General features: G+C 59.2%; 23 protein-coding genes. 14 read left to right on the top strand and 9 right to left on the bottom strand.

Going from position 1 to position 23,149, the window contains the following annotated elements; translation table 11 throughout:
* Positions 1-85 precede the first annotated feature (85 nt).
* The 6 genes from G518_RS0100115 (at position 86) to G518_RS0100090 (ending at position 4,860) form a co-directional block, all read left to right on the top strand.
* On the top strand, positions 86-577 hold the full coding sequence (locus tag G518_RS0100115) for a Na+/H+ antiporter subunit E (protein WP_028600787.1): 492 nt from the start codon (positions 86-88) through the stop codon (positions 575-577).
* Positions 574-852 carry a K+/H+ antiporter subunit F gene (locus tag G518_RS0100110; protein WP_028600786.1) on the top strand — a complete coding sequence of 93 codons (279 nt, stop codon included), beginning with the start codon at positions 574-576 and terminating at the stop codon, positions 850-852. Before G518_RS0100115 ends, G518_RS0100110 begins: the two co-directional genes overlap by 4 nt.
* Positions 853-922: 70 nt before the next feature.
* Positions 923-1,339, top strand: a complete 417-nt coding sequence (locus G518_RS33220) for a Na+/H+ antiporter subunit G (RefSeq protein ID WP_084651278.1) — start codon at positions 923-925, stop codon at positions 1,337-1,339.
* Positions 1,340-1,414: 75 nt separating this feature from the next.
* Complete coding sequence (locus G518_RS0100100) at positions 1,415-2,386, top strand: Bug family tripartite tricarboxylate transporter substrate binding protein (protein WP_028600785.1); 972 nt, start codon at positions 1,415-1,417, stop codon at positions 2,384-2,386.
* Entirely contained in the window at positions 2,387-3,886 is a 1,500-nt protein-coding gene (locus tag G518_RS33215) for a sulfatase family protein (RefSeq protein WP_051235757.1), read from the top strand.
* 50 nt (positions 3,887-3,936) lie between these two features.
* Positions 3,937-4,860: a LysR family transcriptional regulator gene (locus G518_RS0100090; protein ID WP_028600784.1), complete on the top strand. Its 924-nt coding sequence runs from the start codon at positions 3,937-3,939 to the stop codon at positions 4,858-4,860.
* A gap of 18 nt (positions 4,861-4,878) precedes the next feature.
* Here G518_RS0100090 and G518_RS0100085 read toward each other — a convergent pair whose 3' ends face one another.
* From G518_RS0100085 to G518_RS40860, 6 genes are all read right to left on the bottom strand, one after another.
* Positions 4,879-5,550: a response regulator gene (locus tag G518_RS0100085; protein WP_028600783.1), complete on the bottom strand. Its 672-nt coding sequence runs from the start codon at positions 5,548-5,550 to the stop codon at positions 4,879-4,881.
* Positions 5,547-7,067, bottom strand: a complete 1,521-nt coding sequence (locus tag G518_RS0100080; protein WP_028600782.1) for an ATP-binding protein — start codon at positions 7,065-7,067, stop codon at positions 5,547-5,549. The genes G518_RS0100085 and G518_RS0100080 overlap by 4 nt, the downstream gene beginning before the upstream one ends.
* 127 nt (positions 7,068-7,194) lie before the next feature.
* Positions 7,195-8,064, bottom strand: coding sequence for a dioxygenase family protein (locus G518_RS0100075; protein WP_084651403.1), 870 nt, complete (start codon positions 8,062-8,064; stop codon positions 7,195-7,197).
* Between the two features lie 109 nt (positions 8,065-8,173).
* Positions 8,174-8,464 (bottom strand): hypothetical protein, encoded by a 291-nt coding sequence (locus tag G518_RS0100070; protein WP_051235756.1) that lies wholly within the window; start codon positions 8,462-8,464, stop codon positions 8,174-8,176.
* Between the two features lie 517 nt (positions 8,465-8,981).
* Positions 8,982-10,259 carry a branched-chain amino acid ABC transporter substrate-binding protein gene (locus tag G518_RS0100065; RefSeq protein ID WP_028600779.1) on the bottom strand — a complete coding sequence of 426 codons (1,278 nt, stop codon included), beginning with the start codon at positions 10,257-10,259 and terminating at the stop codon, positions 8,982-8,984.
* 19 nt (positions 10,260-10,278) lie between these two features.
* Entirely contained in the window at positions 10,279-11,196 is a 918-nt protein-coding gene (locus G518_RS40860) for a DUF2242 domain-containing protein (RefSeq protein ID WP_245597858.1), read from the bottom strand.
* A 234-nt stretch (positions 11,197-11,430) separates the two neighbouring features.
* Here G518_RS40860 and G518_RS0100055 point away from each other — a divergent pair, with 234 nt between their 5' ends.
* Positions 11,431-11,808, top strand: coding sequence for an Hsp20/alpha crystallin family protein (locus tag G518_RS0100055; protein WP_028600778.1), 378 nt, complete (start codon positions 11,431-11,433; stop codon positions 11,806-11,808).
* 169 nt (positions 11,809-11,977) lie between these two features.
* Here the strand turns inward: G518_RS0100055 and tsaD are convergent, their stop codons facing one another.
* Positions 11,978-13,024, bottom strand: coding sequence for a tRNA (adenosine(37)-N6)-threonylcarbamoyltransferase complex transferase subunit TsaD (gene tsaD / locus G518_RS0100050; RefSeq protein ID WP_028600777.1), 1,047 nt, complete (start codon positions 13,022-13,024; stop codon positions 11,978-11,980).
* 97 nt (positions 13,025-13,121) lie between these two features.
* On the opposite strand from tsaD, the gene G518_RS0100045 reads away from it, so the two are divergent.
* The 5 genes from G518_RS0100045 (at position 13,122) to G518_RS0100025 (ending at position 17,716) form a co-directional block, all read left to right on the top strand.
* Positions 13,122-13,817, top strand: coding sequence for a substrate-binding domain-containing protein (locus G518_RS0100045; RefSeq protein WP_028600776.1), 696 nt, complete (start codon positions 13,122-13,124; stop codon positions 13,815-13,817).
* A 268-nt stretch (positions 13,818-14,085) separates the two neighbouring features.
* Complete coding sequence (locus G518_RS33205; protein ID WP_051235754.1) at positions 14,086-14,406, top strand: thioredoxin family protein; 321 nt, start codon at positions 14,086-14,088, stop codon at positions 14,404-14,406.
* 112 nt (positions 14,407-14,518) lie between these two features.
* Entirely contained in the window at positions 14,519-15,424 is a 906-nt protein-coding gene (gene ybiB, locus G518_RS0100035) for a DNA-binding protein YbiB (RefSeq protein WP_028600775.1), read from the top strand.
* A gap of 44 nt (positions 15,425-15,468) precedes the next feature.
* Complete coding sequence (gene cobA / locus G518_RS33200) at positions 15,469-16,368, top strand: uroporphyrinogen-III C-methyltransferase (protein WP_084651274.1); 900 nt, start codon at positions 15,469-15,471, stop codon at positions 16,366-16,368.
* Positions 16,369-16,432: 64 nt separating this feature from the next.
* Positions 16,433-17,716, top strand: coding sequence for a BaiN/RdsA family NAD(P)/FAD-dependent oxidoreductase (locus tag G518_RS0100025; RefSeq protein ID WP_036593103.1), 1,284 nt, complete (start codon positions 16,433-16,435; stop codon positions 17,714-17,716).
* A 62-nt stretch (positions 17,717-17,778) separates the two neighbouring features.
* Here the strand turns inward: G518_RS0100025 and G518_RS0100020 are convergent, their stop codons facing one another.
* Positions 17,779-20,421, bottom strand: coding sequence for an AAA family ATPase (locus G518_RS0100020; RefSeq protein ID WP_028600773.1), 2,643 nt, complete (start codon positions 20,419-20,421; stop codon positions 17,779-17,781).
* Complete coding sequence (locus G518_RS0100015; RefSeq protein WP_028600772.1) at positions 20,418-21,560, bottom strand: metallophosphoesterase family protein; 1,143 nt, start codon at positions 21,558-21,560, stop codon at positions 20,418-20,420. Before G518_RS0100015 ends, G518_RS0100020 begins: the two co-directional genes overlap by 4 nt.
* A gap of 358 nt (positions 21,561-21,918) precedes the next feature.
* Between G518_RS0100015 and rpsU the strand changes: the two genes are divergently transcribed.
* Together rpsU and G518_RS0100005 are read left to right on the top strand one after the other, a co-directional pair.
* Positions 21,919-22,131, top strand: coding sequence for a 30S ribosomal protein S21 (gene rpsU, locus G518_RS0100010; protein ID WP_007833691.1), 213 nt, complete (start codon positions 21,919-21,921; stop codon positions 22,129-22,131).
* A 102-nt stretch (positions 22,132-22,233) separates the two neighbouring features.
* Positions 22,234-22,680 (top strand): GatB/YqeY domain-containing protein, encoded by a 447-nt coding sequence (locus G518_RS0100005; protein ID WP_028600771.1) that lies wholly within the window; start codon positions 22,234-22,236, stop codon positions 22,678-22,680.
* Positions 22,681-23,149 lie beyond the last annotated feature (469 nt).

The raw sequence follows: 23,149 nt of genomic DNA, 5'->3' as shown, positions 1-23,149 counted from the left end.
TGAAAATGATGCCCCCACGCTCCCCCGCTTCGCGAGGTCCACTGCCCCCCGAGGGGGTTGCTTTTCATCTTGGGACGGCCCGGCGATGAAAAAACTCTTTCCCGCTCCTTTGCTTTCCGCGGCGTTGATCGTCATGTGGTTGGTGCTGAACCGCTCGCTAAGTGCAGGACAGATCATCCTGGCGGTTGTATTCGGTCTGCTGATGCCGATCCTTTTCGAGCCGCTGCGGCCGGGGCGTCCGCGTATAAGGCACCCGCTGGTGCTGGCTCGTCTCATCATGAATGTGGGTTATGACGTCCTGCTCTCCAACATCGAAGTCATCCGCGGCGTACTTCGCTCAGAGCAGCGGCCGCCTAACAGCTGCTTTGTCGTCATTCCCCTGGATCTGCGTGATACCGCCTCGCTGGCTGCACTGTCAACCATTACGACCGTCGTTCCCGGTACGGTCTGGTGCGAACTCGCGCGTGACGGCAGCTCAGTCATGCTTCACGTTTGGGATTTGATCGATGAAGAGGCTTTCATTGCCCACTTCAAGGAACGCTACGAAGCCCCGCTACTAAAGATTTTTGAATCATGAGCGCACTACTGACCAACTCCGTCATATTTACGCTAGGCGCCTATGGCGTTGCGATGCTGCTGGCGCTTTGGCGCGTGCTGAAGGGCCCTTCCGCGCAAGATCGGGTGCTTGCGCTCGATTTCATCTACATCGTTGGGATGCTGGTGATCCTGGTGACTGGCATCCGCTATTCGAGCAGCACCTATTTCGAAGCGGCTTTGTTGATCGCACTGTTTGGATTTGTGAGCTCGGCGGCGATGGCGAAGTTCTTGTTGCGAGGCGAGGTGATCGAATGACGAATCAACCCTGCATCAGGCGGCAGCGCGAGAAACGACAGAACCACAACGCTGCATCAGGGCGTGCAGAATGACTCCGGAACAAGCTACGCCCCTCTGGGCCGAAATCATCGTCGCTTGCCTGCTCATAGCCAGCGCATTTTTTGCTCTGACAGCGGCTTGGGGACTGGTGCGTTTGAAGAATTTCTTTCAGCGCATGCATCCCCCTGCACTCGCATCCACAGGTAGTGCATGGTGCGTCACCCTGGCATCAATCGTCTATTTTTCAGTTCTGAAGGGCGACCTGGTGCTGCACGTGTGGCTGATCATCATCTTGCTGTCGATCACAGTTCCAGTGACAGCGATGCTTTTGGGCCGCGCGGCGCTATTTCGTGGCCGCCAGGCCGGCAATCGAGCCCTGCCTCCTGCCTTGCAACCCAAAACACCGCATGAGCCCAAAAACGATGGCTCCGGCCAATCTCAAGCCGGTATAAAGAAAACCGTATAGCTCAGCCATCCAAATAGTATTTCTCTTTGGGAAGGTGCTTCTCCATACTGAAGCAAACTATTCCCAGGAGCAATCATGAGCATGAGCCGTAGACGGTTCGCCGGAGTTTTGGGCGCATCGGCGCTAGGCTGCGCCACCCCACACTCCTTCGCGCAAGACAAAACTCTGCGCATTTTGGTGGGCTACACCCCTGGCGGCGCGATGGATACGGTGGCTCGGGCAGTTGGCGATGGTCTGCGAAACAGCGGCTATTCCGCAATCATTGACAACAAGGCCGGAGCAAGCGGGCGCCTGGCCATGGAAGCCTTGCTCGCGGCACCGGCCGATGGAACAACGCTGCTCATGTCGCCTATGGGCAACCTGACGCTCTATCCCCATGTTTTCAAAAACCTGCGCTACAACCCTTTGAAGCAGTTTGCGGGCGTCAACACGGCTTGCACCATGGGGTTTGCGTTAGCGGTGGGCGCAAATAGTCCCGCCAAAACACTCGAGCAATTCCTGGAGATGGCCCGCAGGGACAACGGACTGGCCGCCTATGGCACGCCAGGCGCCGGCACAGCCATGCATTTCATAGGTCAGTTACTCGCCAAAGCATCGCAAGTGCCCCTCACCCACGTGGCCTATAAAGGTGGCTCAGTGGCCGTAACGGACGCCATTGGAGGCTCTTTGCCTGCTGTCATCACCACACTCCCCAACTTGCTGCCCATGCACCGGACAGGGAAGCTGCGCATCCTCGCCATTTCCAATGAAGCGCCCTTGGCCGCTTTACCGGGTGTGCCCACGTTCAAGTCAGCCGGATTTCCCGATCTGGTGGTTACCGAAACTTTCGCTTTTTTTGCCCACACGGGCACGCCAGCGCCCGTCATTGCGCAACTGAACCAGAGCATTACCCAAGCCGTGAAATCCAGCAAAATCAATGCGCTGCTTGAAAAACAAGAGTATCTGCCCCGAACCTCCACGGCGGACGCACTCGACAAGCAATTGCATGAGGAATATGCCCGATGGGGCAATGTAGTCAAGACCGCAGGCTACACCCCGGAGGACTGAATGGGACACTCCGACACCTCCTTGCCACGTCGCAATGTGGTCGTGATCATGTCAGACGAACATGATCCCCGGATCATGGGATGCGCGGGCCACGCCATCGCCAAAACCCCTCACCTGGATGCCCTGGCGGCTCGCGGCACGCGGTTTACCAGCGCCTACGCCCCAAGCCCTATCTGCGTCCCTGCGCGGGCCGCTTTTGCAACCGGCCAGCGCGTGCACCAGACTCGCCACTGGGATAACGCCATGCCGTATGTAGGCACGCCGCGTGGCTGGGGCCATGTGTTGCAGCGTGAGGGCATCAAAGTTGAAAGTATCGGCAAACTTCACTACCGCGCAGAGGAAGATCCTGCTGGTTTCGACAAAGAGCACATCCCCATGCACGTCGTGGGCGGCCATGGAATGGTGTGGGCATCCATACGTGACCCCTATATTTCCAGCCCTTCAGACAAGCGGATGCTGGGCGAGCGCGTCGGTGCAGGAGAATCGCCCTACACCGCGTACGACAGGGAAGTCACCTCGCGCGCGCAAGCCTGGATTCGTGACGCAGGTACGCGTGACGGAGAATCGTTTGTGCTCTACATCGGTTTGGTGGCACCTCATTTCCCCCTGCTTGCCCCGCAAGAGTTCTTCAACCTCTACCCACTCGATAATCTCCCCACCCCGAAGCTGCACCCCACGGATGGGTATAAACGCCACCCGTGGGTGCAGGCCTACGCTGACTTTATGGACAATGAAAAGCAATTCAGCAGTCCAACGGAAAGGCTCGAAGCTTTCGCCGCTTATTACGGTCTCTGCAGCTTTCTGGATCACAACGTTGGTCTGATCACGCAGGCATTGGATGATGCGGGGCTAACGGATGAGACCACCATCATCTACACCTCAGACCATGGCGACAACCTTGGCACGCGCGGGCTGTGGGGTAAATCAACGCTGTATCAGGAGAGCGTCAGTGTTCCCATGATTTTGGCGGGGCCCGGTGTAGAACCAAGGGTGTGCAGCACGCCCGTCGACCTGCTGGATCTCTTTCCCACCATTCTCCAAGCGGCAGGCGTGCCACCTGATCAGGACATGGGGGACCGGCCTGGTCAATCACTCCTGGAGCTGGCATCCGGGCCCAACCAGCCTGGCCGCATTGTGTTCAGTGAATACCATGCAGCAGGTAGCAATACTGCAGGCTTCATGGTGCGAAAGGGGCGCTGGAAATTTCACTACTACGTTCGCTTCCGGCCCGAGCTGTTTGACCTCGAATCCGATCCTGAAGAACTGAACGATCTCGCATCCAGCCCCCTACACGCGGGCACGGTTCGCGAGATGGAAGCAGAACTGCGACGCATATGTGATCCCGAGGCGATCGATGCCATGGCTAAAGCCGACCAGCAGGCCATGATCGAACGCTTGGGAGGCATCAAAGCGGCCGCAGGCATGGGTGCAGGCGGAGCGACTCCCGTACCCAAGCAACATCTTGAACCGCCCTCGACGAGAGAGCTTGAACGTTCCTAGAGGCACCTACGCAGTTGCCGCAAGCCATTGAGGAGGACAATAGCGGGGGAATGAACCCCAGGCAGCTCAAATACTTCGTGGAAATAGCACGCACCGGCTCCATGACGACCGCAGCCAGTGCTCTGCATATTGCTCAGCCCGCGCTTAGCCACCATGTGGCAATGATGGAGAAAGAGCTTGGTGTGTCTCTTTTCAAGAGACATGCACGCGGCGTGCAATTGACGGTGCAAGGCCAGTTGCTGTTTGACCGCGCCACCACCATCCTTCGACAATTGGACCGCCTACCCGACGACGTTCGTGAGGCGAATGGCTCGCCCAGAGGAGTTGTGAGCCTGTGTATCGTCAGTTCAGTGGCGCTTGTTGTAGCGATGCCGTTGTTGCAACTGACGACGGAGCGTTTTCCTGGCATTCAGTTGCAATTGAGCATGGGGATGTCACGGGAAGCCCAGTCCATGGTGGAAACCAGGCGAGTAGATCTTGCCTTGCTACCCACAGCCTTTGAACTCACGCGTCTGAAGGCTACACCCGTATTCGAAGAACGCTTTTGCCTCTTCGGACACCGCCGCTTGTTCAACGGCAAATCAACCACCATAGCGTTCCGCGAGATCGCTGACAGGCCCTTGGTCATGCCTGACCGGGACCAAGATCTGCGAAAACAGATTGAACGCACGGCGCTAGCCCAAAACTGTGCCATCAACGTGCGTTACGAGCTCAACAACTCCGAGCTGTTGCGCGCGGCAGTCCGCGAGGGCTTGGCGTTCTCCATCATGCCCCGCAATGCCTTTCCACTGGCTGACCTGAAAGACATTGCTCTGCGTGAAATTACGGACCCAGTGCTGGCACGAACCCAATCCATCGTTTCGCTGGAAGACCATCCGCTATCACCCGCAGGAGAGGCAGTGCGTCAAATTCTTCTTGAACTCATCTCGACTCTGACAATGAACGGAACGCTCAAAGCCAAGCTCTTGGTTTGATGATCAAGTCAGGACCGGCTAACCCGGCTCGAAGGCAAACCCCAGGCCATAGACTGAGCGAATCCACTCATGGTCTCCCCCTCCCGCTGCCTTGATTTTCTTGCGCAAATGCTTGATGTGACTATCGATGGCGCGATCGTTCACATCCAGCGTGTCTCCACACGCGAGATCCAGTAGTTGTGAGCGCGAAAACACCCGGCCAGGCTGTTTCATCAACACTTGCAAGATGCAAAGCTCGCGGTTGGTGAGCGGCAGCGCCTGGCCGTGCAACATGGCGCGCCCCTGCTCGGCCAGGAGCACCAGGCTTTTCTCGCGCTCGGGAACCTGGCTGCGGCGCAGTACGGCTTTGACACGGGCGACGACTTCGCGGGGAGCAAAGGGCTTGCAGATATAGTCGTCGGCACCAAGCTCCAGGCCCAAGAGGCGATCCATTTCCTCTACACGCGCGGTGAGAAGGATCACAGGACAGGCGGTGTGGCGCCTGGCTTCACGAAGAACGTCCAGCCCATCCATGCCGGGCAGCATGATGTCTAGAAGCGTCAAGCTAGGTGGTGCCTGCAAGATTCGCTCGAGCGCCGCTCGCCCATCGCGAATGTGTTCCGCCTCATATCCTGCATGCCGGAGATAGTCGAGGATGATCACGGCCATGTCGGTCTCGTCCTCTACCACCAGAATGGTCGCAGGTTTCATGATGGCGGGTTCTCCAGCAGCGGAAGCCATAGGGTAATTCGTACCCCCCCTAGATGCGAGGCAGAGGCCTGAATCCGCCCGCCGTGTGCGTGCGCTATGGCGCTGCAAATAGCGAGCCCAAGGCCAGAGCCACCCAAACCATCGCCCTCACGAACCCGAGAGGTGTCCACCCGATACAAACGATCAAACAAACGAGGCAGATGGTGCGAGGCCACACCGGGAGGAGTGTCATCCCAGGATATTCGCAAGTCCGTACCTCCTTCTCGTCGCTCCAATACCGCAGCCACTTCCAGGCGGCCGTCTGCCTTGGTGTAGCGCAAGCTGTTCTCAAGCACATTGGAGAACAACTGGTGCAGTTGGTTCGCATCTCCGAGTATTAACGGCGCTCGCTCGCTTGCGCCCAAATCGTCTACCCCGCGATGCGTCAAGTTGATGCCAGCCTGAGAAATGCGCGGTGCAGCACTCTCCAGTGCCTCCGTCAGCAGCGAGAGAGGATGCACTGGCACATGATTCACTGAGCGCAGAGCCTCTGAACTCTCCAGACTGACGCGCAGATCATCAACCAGCCGGATCAAACGCATGGTTTGGCGATGCAGGCGCAGTGCAGTCCGCTCATCAATTGGGTGCACACCATCCTGAATGGCCTCCAGCTCGGCACGCATGGTGGACAAAGGAGTTCGCAGTTCGTGCGCTACATCTGCCAGCCAACGCTGGCGCGAAGCCTCTACGCCGGCTAGTTGTACTGCCATATCGTTGAAGGTCTTCGCCAAGCGGGCCAACTCCTGGTCGTTCGTGATGGCGACGCGGGTCTCCAGCCGCCCAGCTGCAATACCGCGCAGGCCATCAATGAAAGCTGTCAGAGGCTCCAACCAGCGCCGCGTCAACCATGCCGAAAGCAAGAGTACCAAGACCAAGCCTGCTAGCCCGGTCCAGGCCACAAAGCCCATCTGGCTAGCCACAAAAGCTCGATCCATCTCGGACTTCAGGTTTTTCACCGGCGACAACGCAAGCTCACCAAGTATCTGCCCGCTTGCTGAACGCACTGTGCGCCTCGCCGCGCCAGGCTGCGGCGCCATGCCAAACACTGTCTTTCCCTGCGCGTCAGTCAACCCCAGGCGCTGGAACGGGCCACCGAAGGGACGATCGGGCGGTGACGGCGGAGGTCCACTCCCCGGTTCTCGGGGCGGTGGCCGCCTGTCATCGAATGGACGTGGGGGCGGATGGTCTGGAGAATTCGGTCCAGGGCCGTCGCGCCGCCGCGCCCCACCGCCCGGTAAGAGTAAATCACGCAACGCGTCTGGCCGATCAAGCAAAGGCTCCCAGCCACCATTTTGCTCATGGTAGAGCGAAAGACGAGCCACCAGCCAATCCATGCCCTCCAGCTCTACTTCGGCCATATAAGGACCGAGCCCTCGCTGTAGCCCCAGACGCGAAAACCCTAAAAAAATGAGCAGCAAAGCTACCAGCAAGGCTGCCAATGCAAAAAAAGCCTTGCTTTGAAGTTTCAGTCTTGGCATGGCAGACGGACTAAGGAGCGGCCGGAGGAAATCAAGGGCAGGCTCTGCAGGTATTGATCAGCGGGTTCGCCGCGTGCCATGAGACCGCGCATTGCTACCCGCGTGTATTAGGGCAAGTTAACACGCCTTAGACTGCAATTCCAATTGTGATCGTCGCGGTGTACCCATTGGTCGTATCTCCGGTGAATGTTGGTGTTTGCCACGCGATCTGTTCGCTGGTGTTGTCGCTGAAAACATTGTCGCTCGCCAGGCTGATCCTCGCCAGATTGGACACGCTGGCGCTATAGCCACTGACGGCTGCATAGACCGCGCGGGAGATGTCCATAGGCATGGCCATCTGCGACGTCAGCAGCTTGTTGGAGTAACTCATTGCCGTATTGGCGCTCTGGTAGAGCTCAAAGTGAATGTGTGGCCAACGCCCGTCGTAGCACCCTGGGAAAATACTCACAAAAGCGCATTGGCCGTTGCTGTCTGTGACCTGTACGCCGCGCAAGTAATTCTGGTTTTGAATACTGCTGGAATACAGTGAATATTCTCCACCACGTGTGCAGTGCCACAGATAAACGGCGTAGCCTGTCAGCGGAGCGCAGTTGTTGTTGACATTGACCACGGCGATCTTCAACGTCATCGGCAGGCCCTCAGCCGTGCCGCTCAAGCTGCCAAAGCTGCTACGGATATCGCTGCGCACCACGCCGCTTTGCGCCAGCACGTTGACAAGGCTTCCGTTCACCCGGTTTGAGCCATCTCCCGGATAAGGGCCTTCGGTCTCCGTCGGATCGACGATACAGGTGCTGCCAGAGGCACCGGAGGTACTGCTGGTATCAGTTGTTGCGGTACCTGAGTTCGTTGATCCGGCCGTGGAATCACTCGAGCTTGCGCTGGTGTCATCCGAGCCGGATTCACCCCCGGCGCCCCCACAACCGCCCAAAACCAGCGCAGCCCCGCCGGAGACAAAAAAACCGAGCATGCGGCGGCGCTCAAGCGCGCGGTGCGCCATGACTTCCAGATCGTGAGCCAGCCCGTTATGGTGTTCGTAGTATTGTTCGTTCACGGAAATAGTCCTTCTGAATGAGCCGCTGGCATCGCTAAATGCCCAGGTAACACGATCAGCTCCGAGGCCCAGGGGGAGGGCCACCCGCACCAGGTCTCTCGGTGGGCACCGCGACCAACTGGCCATTCAAAGTGCGGCAAATGCCGACCAAGGTCTTTCCGTCAGGCATGGTCAAACTTACGCTGGCGCCTTCGACCTTTCCCGAGCACGCCGCAAAGGCCTCTGGAGGTGGCGACGGCGGGTTGCCACGCATCTGGGCAAGGCTTGTCGCAGCGCCTGAGACAGCGAGACTCAGCGCTAGCGCCGAGCGAAAAACAAACAAACGAAATTGAGGATGCGCGTGCATGGTGTTCTCCTATGAATGTCAGGCCGCAGATCGAAATCTGCGGTGCCACCGCTACTTCAAAGTAGCGGCCTGAATTCATTCTGCCGAGCAATCTAGGAGAAAAATGGTGCGCAAAGGGCTTCGTAAAGCCAATGCCATGCAAACGCCAAAACCACTGCGATTGGCTAGACAATCACCCTGCTTAAGCAGATGACACTCGCAGGAAATGTCAGGATTTCAGTAGACGCTTTTTTTTGACGAGCCCCCGCCATCTGCTTCAAGATGGCCTTAGAGCCTGTTCAAAGTCTCTGCGCGAGGGCTATTGTGTTCGAAAGACTGTGGATGCAAGGGGTGCGCCCATGCGACGAAAAACGCAGGGATACCTCGTGGTATCGCGAGTATTTTTAACGCCGCAGACGCTGTTTTTCGAGCGCAATAGGACCGCGAGGAGACTTTGAACAGGCTCTTGAGACAGTTGGGGGTCTGCATCTGGCGCCTGCGAGACCTGGAGGGCGCCTCGCAAGGATTGGCAGCGCTCTTATCCCGGCCGCACCATCTTGCAACTAGTGGGCAAGGCAGCCTGAGCCGCGTTGATCTGTCGCACCACGCGAAAGCCGTAGCCGGAGCCCTCAACGTCAAAGGGAACGCCGGGCGAGCCTTGGCGTTCCATCACACCGACCACCAGCGATTGCTGAAACTGATGGTCCTCAGCGCGCATCTGCCCGCGCTGCCCGGCCAAGGTGACATCCGCGCGCTCCAGTTGCGCTGCCACTGCCCGCGGCTCCACGCTCTTTGCCCGTCCGATGGCTTGCGCAAGCGCCTCCACGAGGAGTTGCATGCGCATGTGCACGTAGTCATCCTGGGGCTTAGGAAAGCGCTCCCTGAATGATTTGTAGAACGCTGCGCTCTCTGGCGTGGGAACGTTGGGAAGCCAATCAGCCACCGCCACCACCTTGCCCAAACCTGCATCGCCAATGGCGGCAGGCGCGCCTAAGGCGTTACCGTAGAACGTGTAGAAGCGCCCTTCAAAGCCGACATCGCGCGCAGCTTTCACCAACAGCGTGAGATCGTTGCCCCAATTGCCAGTGAGTACAGCTTGCGCTCCACTGGCCTTGATCTTGGTGGCATAGGGCAGGAAGTCTTTGACGCGCCCAATAGGATGGAGCTCTTCGCCAACCACGGCCACGTCTGGCCGCTGCTGAGCCAACTGGCGCTTGGCTTCACGCAGCACGGCATGGCCAAAACTGTAATCCTGACCAATCAGGTAGATACGCTTGAGTGCCGCGTCGTCTTTGATCACGTGCATCAACGCGCCAATGCGCATGTCGGAATGCGCATCAAAGCGAAAGTGCCAATAGCTGCATGCCTCGTTCGTGAACGTAGGATCGCCTGCCGAATAATTCAGGAACAACACCTGCCGATCTGCGTCGCGCTGGTTGTGCTTGTTCACAGCATCAATCAAGGCCGCCGCCACCGGCGATGAATTGCCTTGCAAGATCACGCGCGCACCACTATCAATGGCGGCGCGGAGAACGGAGAGCGATTCCTCCACCTGGCCTTTGTTGTCGAAGCGCTCGAGCGTCAACTGGCGCTGGCCCGTAGCCGTGGCAACGCCACCGCGCCCATTCACCCGCTCGACTGCCCAGGCAATATTGCGATACACCGCTTCACCGGTATTGGCAAACGGGCCACTCATGGATTCGATCAACGCCAGTTTGATGGGTGCATTAGATTGCGCCCAAGTCGCGAAAGGAGCGGCGCTCAACAAAGCCAAGGAGGACTGGCGCAGCGCGGCGCGGCGAGAAATTTTTGCCATCAACGTATTCCAGGTGAATTTAAGAGGTGGGAGTTCCGGCAGCCGACGCTGCGGCAGCCGGTGCTGCGGCAGCCGGCATTGAAGCAGCTGGTGCCGGAGAGACAGGCACTGCATCTGGTAGTTCAGATGTCGCAGGTGCCACAGGTAATGTCGATGCGGCCGGTACTGCCGGCACTGGGGGTACAGCCGGCATCAATGGTGCTGATGCTGCCGTTGCTGGCGGGACCGCCAGTGCAGGCGACGCGGCGGGTGCAACTGGTGGCGTTGCCGGAGCGGTTGGCACTGCCGGTACAGGCTGAGCCCGTGGAGCCGGCGCAGGAGGCGCTACGGTGGTCTCAGGCGGAACAACGCTGTCCAGGTGGTCCGCCAGCAAATCGAAGAAGCGTTGATACAACTCGGCGTCAGTCACCGTTTCGCTGGCGACTTTGACCATGGAGTCCATGCTGCCTTCTACCGGGAGTGACAATGAGCCGAAACCGCCCACACCGAGCGAAGCTGATTCCTTGACTTTTCGAATACTGTATTGATCCTGCAATCCACTGGCGAACGCGATAGTGTTCCCGTGACCGCCCGCATCGAGCGCGCAGACCACACGAAACTCAAGTTGCACGTGATGATCTGAATTGGGTTGGAAATACTTGCGCGCGGTGACCTGATCCGCCGTCGCGGAAGCCAGGATATAGCCTTGACCCAGCAACGCACGCCGCGCGGCCTCGCAGGTCTGCGAAGGTTCGGCTGCAAAATTACGTGAGTAGGTTGCGGCGGAAAACGCTTCCGGCTTGTAATTCAGAAGCGGTGCAGGCGCACGGGAAAGCCCTGAGCAACCGCCCAGCAAGAAAGTCGGCACCAGCAACCAAGCAGCGGTCGGGCGCGAGAAAAAATCAAACGGCATCCAAATCTGCAACAGCGTCGGAAAGCGACCAATGATACTGCCCATGGTATTTGCCGCTCCCAAAAGCCCCATAGCCCGACTTGGAACAAGTAGACGCCTCATCTGAGGTCGAATGGCTCCAAGCGCGTGTTCTGAGGCCCGAGCACCGATATTCAAGACCTTTCATGCAAATTTATTCCCCTTGCCTTTGGCCTTGAAAACCCCGAATGGGTGCGCATTTTCTGCTGTAAGCCCGCACCATTTCGCCGGGTCCACCATCTGAAAGACAAAGGAACCATCATGTTTATTACAGCTACTCCCGCCGTCCGCCGCTCAGCTTATGGTCCCGCCCTTCGTTCGCTGGACCGTTTCCTGGACGAAACGTTCACATCAGCCCGCTCCGCAGCGGGTGCGAAGTTCAGCGAAGACGACACCAGTTGGACGCTCTCCCTCGACCTGCCAGGGGTGAGCCGTGAGCAACTCACCATCGCCATCGACGGGCAGGACGTGAAGATCGAAACCGTTGAAGGTGCTCCTCGCCAGTACAAGAAGGCCTACGAGTTTCCGCAAACCGTGGATGCTGCAGCCAGCACCGCGAAACTTGAAAACGGCGTACTGACGCTGACCTTGGCAAAAGTTGCCCCTGCTGCGAAGGCCGTGACTCTGAATATCAACTGAAACCCCTGAACCGGCTCGGTCACGAGGTAACTCGTACCGGGCCGGCTTGCTTTTTAGGTTGTGTTGACGAGCTATCCGTGATCGCGCAAGTTCCTTGGCCGATGCCAAACCTCCGGGAAGAAGCCAAGGCGCCCGCGCGCTATACACAACACGCAGCGCTTCCAGGTATTCAGGCAAGCAGCGAAAAGTCCAACGGCCAGCGCGGCTTGACGTCGAACGCATAGTTCGCTTGAGGAGTCTCGACACCGGCGTCTATTCGCATGGCAGCAGCCAGCGCGATCATGGCTCCGTTGTCTGTGCAAAGGTGCAGTTCTGGGTAATGCACGCGCACTCCGCGCTTCGCACAGGCCTCGTTCAGCTGTTCACGCAGCGCCGCGTTGGCGCCCACGCCCCCGGCCACAACCAATCGTTTCAAGCCGGTTTGCTCCAGTGCCTTGATTGATTTTTTAATCAAGACCTCGACGATGGCCGCCTGCGTGGAGGCTGCAAGGTCGGCCCGCATCTGATCGCAAGGGGCGCCTTCAAACTTCTTCGCTTGAGTCAGCACGGCGGTCTTGAGGCCTGCGAATGAGAAATCGAGGTCACCGCTATGCAGCAAAGGGCGCGGCAGCTTGTAGGCCGTGGGATCACCAAACTCGGCCAGCCGCGCGAGTGCAGGCCCCCCAGGGTAACCCAAGCCCAAAAGCTTGGCGGACTTGTCGAACGCCTCACCCGCCGCGTCGTCTATGGTCTCTCCCAACAGGCTGTAACGGCCCACGCCATCGACTCGCATCAGTTGGGTGTGTCCCCCAGAAACCAATAAGGCAATGAACGGAAACTCCGGCGGGTCGGCGCTCAGGAAAGGCGATAGAAGGTGCCCTTCCAGGTGGTGAACACCCAGTACCGGTTTGCCCAACGCAGCCGCCAGTGCACAGGCCACACCCGCGCCGACCAGCAAAGCGCCTGCAAGTCCTGGTCCACGCGTGTAGGCCACAACATCAACGTTTTCCAATGCCTGCTCAGCCTGCTGAAGCACATCCTCGGTGAGAGGCAGCACCCGCCGAATGTGGTCGCGACTCGCTAATTCGGGGACTACGCCGCCATAGTCTGCATGCATTGCCATCTGGGTATGCAAGGCATGCGCGAGCAGTTGCGGCACCGCCTGGCCAGCACTTTTTACCAGTGCTACCCCGGTTTCGTCACACGAAGATTCAATTCCTAAAACCAAGCTTGCCATGGGGATAGATTATCCCTCCCCTCGAAGCCTGGTGAAATCCGACTGCACAATACGAGCGCATACAACCTCTTCTTTGACATCAACTGAGACCGACGCAATGACTTCGCCCACTTTGAGCATCATCTCTTCCATGGCCACCCAGAAACTGCTGGTGGAGTTGATTGCCCTGTATGAGAAAACGCACCCGGGAGTTTCTATCAAAGTAGAGTCCGTCGGTGGCTTGGCAGCCCTCAAGCGCGTGGAGGCCGGTGAGGCATTTGACGGCGTGGCACTTGCTTCAGACGTCATCGACAAGCTTTCCACCAGCGGCCACGTCATTGGCGGAAGCCGCGCGGACCTGGTTCGTTCGGGCGTCGCAGTGGCCGTTCGTGCCGGCGCCCCTCGCCCGGACATCTCCAATGGGAACGCGGTCAAGCAAGCCGTGCTCGATGCCCCTAGCGTGGGCTATTCCACCGGGCCCAGTGGCGTGCAACTGGCTGTTTTGTTTGAGCGTTGGGGTATCGCGGAGCAAATTAAGAGCAAGCTCGTCGTTGCGCCTCCCGGAGTGCCGGTGGGTTCTCTGGTAGCCAGCGGTGAAGTGGCGTTGGGTTTCCAGCAATTGAGCGAGTTGATGCACATTGAAGGCATCGATGTCATCGGCTCGTTGCCCGCAGATATTCAGATCACCACGGTTTTTTCTGCAGGCCTGGCTGCTACCTCCAAGCAGCCCGACGCGATGCGCGAACTCTTCGCGTTCCTGACATCTGCAGAGGTTGCAGGGGTAAAGCGTGACAACGGCATGGAGCCTGCTTGAACACCTAAGAGCGTGTGCCCTATGAGCACTACGCTTCTATCTGGTGGTCATAGGTCAACACCCTCTTCGCGAAGCCAATACCAACCTGCTTTCCGGAATCTGGACCCGTTCGCGCTGAGCCTGGCGATGCGTTGCGCAAGGTTTCGACCCCTCGACTGGCTCAGGACAGGCCAAGCTCAACCCGAACGGTGTTTTATCAACTGAATGCAGCTCTGTATGACAGGGATGTCAGGCCACAATACAAATATCCCCTCACCGCGCCCACCCCATGGACAACGCAGATTTACGTGCATTGCTTGCCAGCACCTTAGCCTCCGCGCCCGCAGGCGCAGCAGTCGTCTGTCTGTGCGCCGCCTGGTGTGGCACTTGCCGGGAATTTCAGCCGGGGTTCGAGCAGGCGGCGCTGGAGCATCCGCAGATCACGTTCCGCTGGGTCGATATCGAGGACGAGGCAGACGAGTTGGGTGATGTAGACATCGAAACCTTCCCCACCCTGCTGATTGGAGACGCCCAAGGGGTGAAATTCAACGGACCGGTGCTGCCTCAACCCGGTCAAATAGGTCGACTGTTACGAAGTCTGGGACTTTAAGAACGTGTTCACGATCTTTTCCACACCGCGAAAAGATCATGAATCCGTTCTTAGCATTTATTCTTGACACTTATCAATTTCCGGGAAGGTCCATCCGGACCACAATCAGACTATGGGAATTAGCACGTATCTGAAGGAAATTGGCCGCGGCGCGCAAGGCGCCAGGTCACTCACGCGCGAACAGGCACAGGACATGTTCGGCCAGATCCTCGACGGCCAATGCACGGACCTTGAAATAGGCGCTTTTTGCATCGCGATGCGCATCAAAGGAGAAACCGCAGAGGAGATGGCGGGCTTTCTTGATGCTGTAGCTGCCCGCATGACCAAGATACCTGAGAGCGGATCTCCGGTGATCGTGCTCCCCAGCTATAACGGCGCCCGCAAACTACCCGTGCTCACCCCCTTGCTGGGTCTTTTACTGGCGCGGCAAGGCTTACCCGTGCTATTGCACGGAACCGCCACAGAAAGCACGCGTGTCACCGCTGGGCAAGTTCTCCTGGCCATGGGCATTCAGCCACAACCCGCTGCGGCCCCCATCCAGAACGGGAGCCTGCACTGGGTCCCCACGGAACATCTGCTGCCCAGCCTCACGCAACTGCTGGAAGTCAGGCGGACCATTGGCCTGCGCAACCCCGCGCACAGCCTCGTCAAACTGATGAACCCCTGCGCCGGGGCAAGCCTCGTGGTGGGCAGCTATACGCACCCAGAATATGCCGTATCCATGGCGGCCACCTTTCGACTCATGAACACAAACGCCCTGCTGCTGCGCGGTACAGAAGGCGAGCCAGTGGCCGACGCGCGGCGGATCCCTCGCATGGAGCTGTTTCAGCAAGGTCAGGCGCGATGCGTACAAGAGGCGCAAGCCGGCCCGCTGACCACCTTGCCCGAGTTACCCGCCATTGATGCAGCGAGCACGGCGGCCTATACGCAGTCCGTTCTAGATGGAACGCTTGCGGTACCGGAACCGATTGCGCGGCAGGTCGAACACATCTCGCGAGCGTGCATGGCCAGTGCGTAGCTCGACATGGCCGAAGTAGAGCCAACAGAAGAAAAACCCACGATATGAAAACCCTTTCGAACGCTGGAAACCGCCGGGCGTGGAGCGCCGAAAACGAAAATGAGCCCCAGCGAGGACACTTCCCCCCCGATGGCCGGCAGGCGATTTCCAAGTCTGACGGCCTCCCAGGCAGCGTGACCTTGGTCGGCGCGGGGCCGGGCGACCCTGAACTACTCACCGTCAAGGCCATCAAAGCCATCCAATCGGCAAGCGTAGTCCTGGCGGACGATCTGGTGAGTGAAGGCGTGTTGGCACATGCGCGTCCGGGCGCCCGAGTGACCTATGTGGGCAAGCGCGGAGGTTGCAACAGCACCCCTCAGGCCCTCATAGAACAACTTATGCGAGAAGCGGCCGAGGCGGGTGAAACCGTGGTGCGTCTGAAAGGAGGTGACCCTTTCATCTTCGGTCGTGGCGGAGAAGAGATCGAAAGCTTGCGCCTGGCAGGCATTGAGCCAGTGGTGATCAATGGCATCACTGCAGGACTAGCCGCAGTCACAGGCCTGGGCGCACCGCTCACGCACAGAGAACACGCCCAGGGCGTGGTCTTTGTCACAGGTCACCCTCAGAAAAATGGTCCCGGCCTGGATTGGAAACACCTGGGTGCCTCTGCCAGGGATTTGCGCCTGACCTTGGTGATCTATATGGGCATCAGCAGCGCCGAACTCATCCAGACCGGCTTGCTTTCCGAACTGCCGGAGGAAACTCCGGTCGCCATCATTGAACGCGCCAGTTTGCCCAACCAACGCGAGTGCATCACATGTCTTGGCGATATGCTGCAGGACTTGCGTCAATCCGGGCTGGGCAGCCCCGCCGTCATGGTGGTGGGTGATATTGTGAAAGTAGCCGCCCATTACGCACGTGGGCGCCTTTCGTCCGAAAGCCTCTCACTGGCGCAAGCGCATTAGGGAAACGTCAGCCTTGTAAACACGTTCGTCAGCGTGTGGCCTGCAGGACCGGTACAGTCACGCCATGTTTTCCTATGATGTGATTATTCTTGGCGCAGGTGCTGCAGGCCTGTTTTGCGCAGCACAGGCTGGCCAACGCGGGCTGAAAGTGCTGTTGATCGACCACTATCCCGCAGTGGCCGAAAAGATTCGCATCTCTGGCGGAGGGCGCGCCAATTTCACCAACCGTGATCTGGACCCTTCATCCCCTCAGAAGCACTTTTTGAGCGGCAATTCCCACTTTTGCCGATCAGCGCTGGCGCGATTTACACCAGGCGACTTCCTCGCTCTGATGCAAAAGCACGGCATAGATTTTCATGAAAAGCACAAAGGCCAGCTCTTTTGCGATGGTTCCGCGCAAGAGCTCATTGACATGCTGCTCGCTGAATGCCAATCCGCGCCCGTGAAGGGTGGACTCGTAGACCGGTGGCAGCCCTGCCGGGTAAGCCGCGTGGATCATGACCCCGACAAGCAAATCTACACCGTGGACAGCGATCGTGGAATGGTCAAGGCTAGCGCGCTGGTGCTGGCCACGGGTGGGCTCTCGATCCCCAAGCTTGGCGCCACCGACTTCGGCTGGCGGCTAGCGCGGCAATTCGGGCTACGGGTGATTGAGCCGCGCCCCGGCCTGGTGCCCCTCACCTTTGACGGAGACAACTGGGCGCCATACGCGTCATTGGCGGGATTGGCCTTGCCAGTGGCCATCAGCACCAGTGAGAGCAAAGGCGATTCACCGCCCTCTGGAAAATCGAAAAAAACACGCATCACCTTTCACGAAGATCTGCTGTTCACGCACCGCGGCCTCTCAGGCCCGGCTGTGTTGCAGATTTCAAGCTATTGGCAACCAGGTGCCCCGATCTCGATTGATCTCGCACCCGGCGTGGATTTGGCGGCAGAACTGCTGGCCGCCAAGGCACGTGGCTCACGCAAGCTGATTGCCAATGAATTGACGGCCTGGCTGCCCTCGCGTCTGGCAGATAGCTGGGTCAATGTGAATTCAGCCTGGCAGCGCCCCATCAACGAAGCCAGCGACAAAGCCTTGGCGCAGTTAGCCGAACAGTTGTCTCAATGGCAACTGGTGCCCACAGGCACCGAAGGCTACAGAAAGGCCGAAGTCACGGTAGGCGGTGTGGACACCCGAGATCTCTCCTCACAAACCATGGAAGCCAAGAACCAGCCGGGGCTCTATTGCATTGGCGAAGTGGTGGATGTCACCGGTTGGCTCGGAGGCTATAACTTCCAATGGGCTTGGGCCAGTGCCCATGCCTGCGCGCTCGCGATAGAACCGGGCTCAACGTCGCAAGCATAGGCTTTGGGGCGTGTTCAAAGTCTCATCGGGCAGAGACTTTGAACACCCCATCCCCATCAGCTTCAAATCCCGATCCCTCGCGCCGCCACGCCCAGGTCTCGCCAAGCCGCTGGATGGCAGGTAAAGATCAGCACCTGGTGCCGCTCCGCGGCGTCGTACAGAACGCGCTTCATTTGCCCTAAGCGCTCCTCATCGGTATTCACCAGGGCGTCGTCCAGAATGACCAAGGTGGGCCGGCCGGCTTCCTGGAGCAAGTCTGCATACGCCAACCGCGCCACGATGCCCATTTGCTCGCGGGTTCCCACGCTCAGTTCTTCAAACTCGCCATTCTCCGGCCCGTGGGGGCCGATGCGGGTGGTGGCACCGGGAGAAAGATCGTCGGACACCTCCATGCGTGCACCCGGAAACAGGATGCCCAGGTAATGGTCCAGATGCTTTTGCAGAGGGGCGCGCAGGCGGCGGGCCAGTGCTGAGCGCTTCTCCCGCAGCAGGCTGAGCAGATGATCCAACGCAGCGGCGCGGCGGGTCAACTCATCTGCCCGGCGAGTGATCGCATCTTGCTCGCGCTGCAGTTCAGCGCGCTGCTCTTCCAGCCCTAGAGCCCCCTTGGCCTCCAGATCCACCTCCAGCCGCATGATGTCTTGCCGCCGGCGTTCATGGCCTTCTTCCAGCTGCTGGGCGCTGCGCGCAAAGCGGTCAACGTCCTGCCGCAAAAGGGCTAGATTCACGCTCTGAAGCTCTGCAGCGGTGGCCTCCAGGCGATGCTGGGCCGCGGCCTCTCGCGCCAGCGCATCGTTCAGTGACTGCCGCGCCGCGGTGACACGCTGTGCACGCTGGAGATCACTCGCCGTAGCTTCGGCAGCGGCCAGCTCCTGATGCGCAGTAGCGAGGTCACTTTGCGCTTTCCCCACCGACACGCGCGTCTGGTTGAGTTGGGTGGCTGCAGTTTCAAGTGCAGCCACAGCGCGCTCTGCCTCAGCCTGCGCTGCGGCATGATTCGGCAGATCGTCGTCGCCTGAGGCGGCTTGAGGCAAGGCCGCGAGGGTTTCCCGCAGCTCTTGCGTGCGCACGGTGCGAGACGCCAGTTCAGCTTCCAACGCTTCCACGCCTTTGGGAGCCAAGGCCCCCAACACCTTTTGGCTTTCCTTGGCATCTTGCAAGCGTTGCGCGGCCTGGCGCGCACGCTCTTCTGCTTCAGCCGGATGGGCCACGCCCATTTTCTGCAGCAAGGCTGCCAGCTCAGCCGCGAGGCTGTCGCGCTGCGCCATGAGCGCGGGAATGGCGTCACCGCCGGGTTGCACAGCAATGCGGCCCACCCCCTCAATATGCAACTCCGTGCGGCCCACCACAGTGCGGCGTGCGTTACCTTGAATGGGTTCATCACCGACACGCAAGGACTGGCCTTCGAGCAGCTCAAATTCCAGCGTCGTGGCCGCGGCGTCCAAGCGCACGCTGACATCGCGCAGCGTCACCGAAAGCTGCAAAAGCTTCTTCAAGTCGCCCGGGTCGACAGCCATGACTGCCGCTTCAGCCTGCAGGCGCGCGAGACGCGTGCGCTCCTCTTGCGCTCGGCTGAGCACTTCGGTCAGCGCAGCAAGCGTACTCTCCAGCTCTCTTGCAGCGCGGGATGTCTCAGCGCGTATGCCCACGGCCCGTACTCGCTCCAGCAGCCTGCGGGACTGGGAATCAGTAGCCATCGCCTCGTTGTGTCTTCGCTCCCAGGACTGCATTTCGCCCAAGGCGGCGGCTTCAGCCGCCGTGCGCAACTCCAGCGCTTTCTGGCGCGTGGCAACAGCTGCCTCGTCACGCGCAAACGCCTCCAGCTCAGAACGAAGCGACGCCGTCTGTACCCGCCATTGCTGCAACGCTGTCTGCTCAGTTTCTTGGCGTGCTTGCAGACCTTGCGCCGCTTCAAGCCTCGCTTGCGCAAACCGAAGCTGCTCACGCAAGGACGCCCATGGCCGATCCTGCTCATCACGGAGGTGGTCGCTGCGCAGGGCAGCAAGCCTGTCCACACTGGCCTGATAGGCGGTGATGTCGCGACCAAGCACGTTCAGGGCCTCAGCCAGTTCAAGCTTGCGTTGCAGCACGGTGGCCAGTTCGCCTCTGGGATTTCCGGTTGCCGGGGTGAGCAACTCGTTGCGTTCGACCTCCACGGCTTGCAAGACGGCATCCCCACCGGAGGACGTCAGCTCGCCCAGTGATTCGCCCAGGACCTGCCGCAGGTGATCTGCGGCGTAAGTCACCGCCTGGGCGAGCTCGTGTGCGGTTCCCTGCCGAATCCAGAGTAACCCGGGAATGCCCATATGCTCTGGCGCACTCGCTCCTTTGCCCGGGAATTTGAAACCTAGTAACTGCGCCAGATAGTCTTCGGCCACGACCCCGTCTAACGGGAGTTGGCCTTCAATAGACAGATCACAGCGTTTCTTGCCCAAAAAGGCCTTGGTGAGGTGATAGCGCTTGTGCCCCATCTCGAACTCTACGTCCACGGTGGGTGTGGCAGACGAGTCGCCCCAAGGACGCAAATGCTCCACCCTGGTGGAGCGATGCCGCTCAAAGAAGGCTGCACGAATGGCCTCGGTCACCGTGGATTTGCCAGCTTCGTTGGGAGCGGCGAAAAGATTAAGCCCATCGGCAAAACCCTCAATCACCAAAGGAGCGCGAAAACGCTTGAAGTGCTCGATGCGCAGGCGCTTAAGCTTCATGAGCCTGCCTCCGCGTTCACCGCCACCGGGGATGCTCCCCTTTCATTGAGCAGGCGTGCCAGGATCACTAGCGCTTCACGTGCCCGCTCCGCCTCCAATCCCGTTTGTTCGGTGCGCAATTGCTGCAAGGCTTCGCCCACGTAGCCATCAGCGCGCAGCGAGGCGATGTCATCATCCGTAGGCTCCAATCGCAAGGCATGCGACTCATAAACCAAAGCGCGCAAGCGCGCCCTGGCAGCCTCCACCCCTTGCTGCAAGCGGTTTTGTCCATTCAGGTCACAGACACCGGACACGCGAAGCTGAAGCACATCCTCTGGCCCCGTCTCCGCAAGCAATCGCAAGGCCTCATCCACGTCGCTTGGCACCGCCATGCGCAGCTCCATCTGGCGCCATTGGTATCGGCCAGTTTGCAGGGTTTTCACCTCCGGCGGCGACCCAGTGCCAGCAATGTCAACCAGAAGCGCTTGGCCAGAATCGTTCGCCCTGAAGCGATCAGTCTCGGGTGTGCCGGCATACCAGGTTCGTTCATCGAGGCGTCGGCTTCCATGCCAGTCCCCCAGCGCCAAGTAATCCAGATTAGCCGTGGAGGCGCGGTTGGCCGCTATGGGGTTGGCTGAATCCAGCTCCTCAGGCAACACGCCCTGCACACACCCATGAGCTAAACCAATGCGCGGCATGCCTTCGGGCGTGGAGGCGGAGGAAAACCACTCCGTCAAGTCCCCGTAGGTGTGGCGTTGCATCAAAGGTGCGGGCAGCACGGCAAAGCGCTCACCCACCACGCGAACGCCAGGCTCCAGGCAGGTAACGACCTTGGGGGGGACCACGCCCAGGCGATGGGCTCTGGTCCAGACCGATTCCGCAAGCGCTGCGTCATGGTTACCAGGCAGCATCACCCAGGCACCATCGAAGCCGCTCAAGGCGTTGAAGAGTCGACGGATGGTTTTGTCTGACACCGTCTGTGCGTCGAATACGTCCCCCGCCACAAGTACGGCATCCACGCTGTGCTCGCGGGCCAAAGAGGCCAATCTCTCGACGACGGTAAAACGAGCCTCGAACAAGGCCGCGGCATCGTCGGGCTCGAACTGTGAATAGATTCTCCCGATCTGCCAGTCGGCTGAATGCAGCAATCTCAGGGCCATGACTTCCTCGGTATTTTTTCTGGGCAGCAGGGATTTTGCACGACCAAAGCGTTCGTTTTCGGGGTATCTGCTATACCCAGCTACAGTGCGCCCGGAAGGCGGGAGCCCGCAGAAGTATTGAGATTCTGGCGAGGCTGTACGCCTTAGGCTGAATGTTTTGATCGAATTTCAGCGCCCCAGTTAGTCAACTGCCGCGCAAAGCCGCGAGAAAACTCATATAATGCTTGGCTTTGCTGGCAATAGCCCTGCCGGCCAAATAAAATACTAGTTAGAGGCAGGGCAATATTAGTGGCGCATGGCGTGAAGGCACGATCTTCCTTCCCACCCTCTGGCCACACCTTCTGGAAATTTCTGAAGAATGACCACTATCCGCGTTAAGGAAAACGAACCGTTTGATGTTGCACTTCGCCGCTTCAAACGTACCATTGAGAAACTGGGCTTGCTGACCGATCTGCGTGCCCGCGAGTTCTACGAGAAGCCGACTGCTGAGCGTAAGCGCAAAAAAGCAGCTGCCGTCAAGCGCCACTATAAACGTGTGCGCAGCATGCAGCTGCCTAAGAAGCTTTACTGATTCGAGCATCGTCTCCTGAACAAAGGCTCGCCGAGGACGCTCGGCGAGCCTTTATTTTTTGGTGGATTGCAATCGTGAACTAGATTCAAGAAGGAAAGAAAAATGAGCCTGAAAGACCAAATCACTGAAGACATGAAAACTGCCATGCGTGCCAAGGATTCGGGCCGCCTGGGAACCATTCGTCTGCTACTGGCAGCAATGAAGCAAAAAGAAGTAGACGAGCGCGTCACCCTTGATGATGCAGCCGTGGTGGCCATCGTCGACAAGCTGGTCAAGCAGCGCAAAGACAGCATTGAAGCCTTCACCAAAGCGGAGCGTCAAGACCTGGTGGACCAGGAAGTCTCCGAGATGACGGTACTTCAAGGCTATTTGCCTGCGCGCCTTTCAGCCGAAGAAGTCATGGCAGAAGTCCAGGCTATTGTGGCCGAGCTGGGCGCCAAGGGCCCTGGCGACATGGGCAAGGTGATGGGTGCGGTTAAAGCCCGGTTGGCCGGAAAAGCGGATATGGGCGCAGTCTCCGCAGCCGTCAAGGCGGCTCTAGCTTCATAATCCCCCCTGAGGCGCGTGCGCGCCTTCCCCCCAAGGGGACGCACCTAGCGGCCTGGCAAAGCCAGCTCCGCGGGTGCCCACGAATGGCCTGCTCCGCGGCCTTCTGATTTTGCGCCCTCTGGGAGCGCCCGGCATAGGGGAAATTTGGGCGGGGCTAGCCAACCGGTTGAGCAAGCAGCGTGCCCATGGAAGCCGCAGACCCTCACCGGTTGGCCGGCCCCGCCCAACCCTACCCAAGAACCCCGATAAAGCGCTGATTTCTCATGCTGATGCGAATATATGAGCCTGCGCGGATCGTGAACGTGTTGCCAAAGGCCGGGCCTTGAATTTTTTCTTTTCTGATTGGGAACGACGAGCACTCTGAGGGCCGAGCGCAGCAATGGCCCGAGTGGGTATCCCACCCCTTGAGGCCGTGCCGAGGAGCGCAGGGCAAGGGGCGGGCAAGAGCACTGCAAGATGCTCTTGCTTC

The organism is Ottowia thiooxydans DSM 14619, from assembly GCF_000422885.1.
GTDB classification, from domain to species: Bacteria; Pseudomonadota; Gammaproteobacteria; order Burkholderiales; family Burkholderiaceae_C; genus Ottowia; species Ottowia thiooxydans.
Note: the sequence above shows the minus strand (reverse complement) of the source record. Positions and strands in the feature narration are given on the sequence as shown.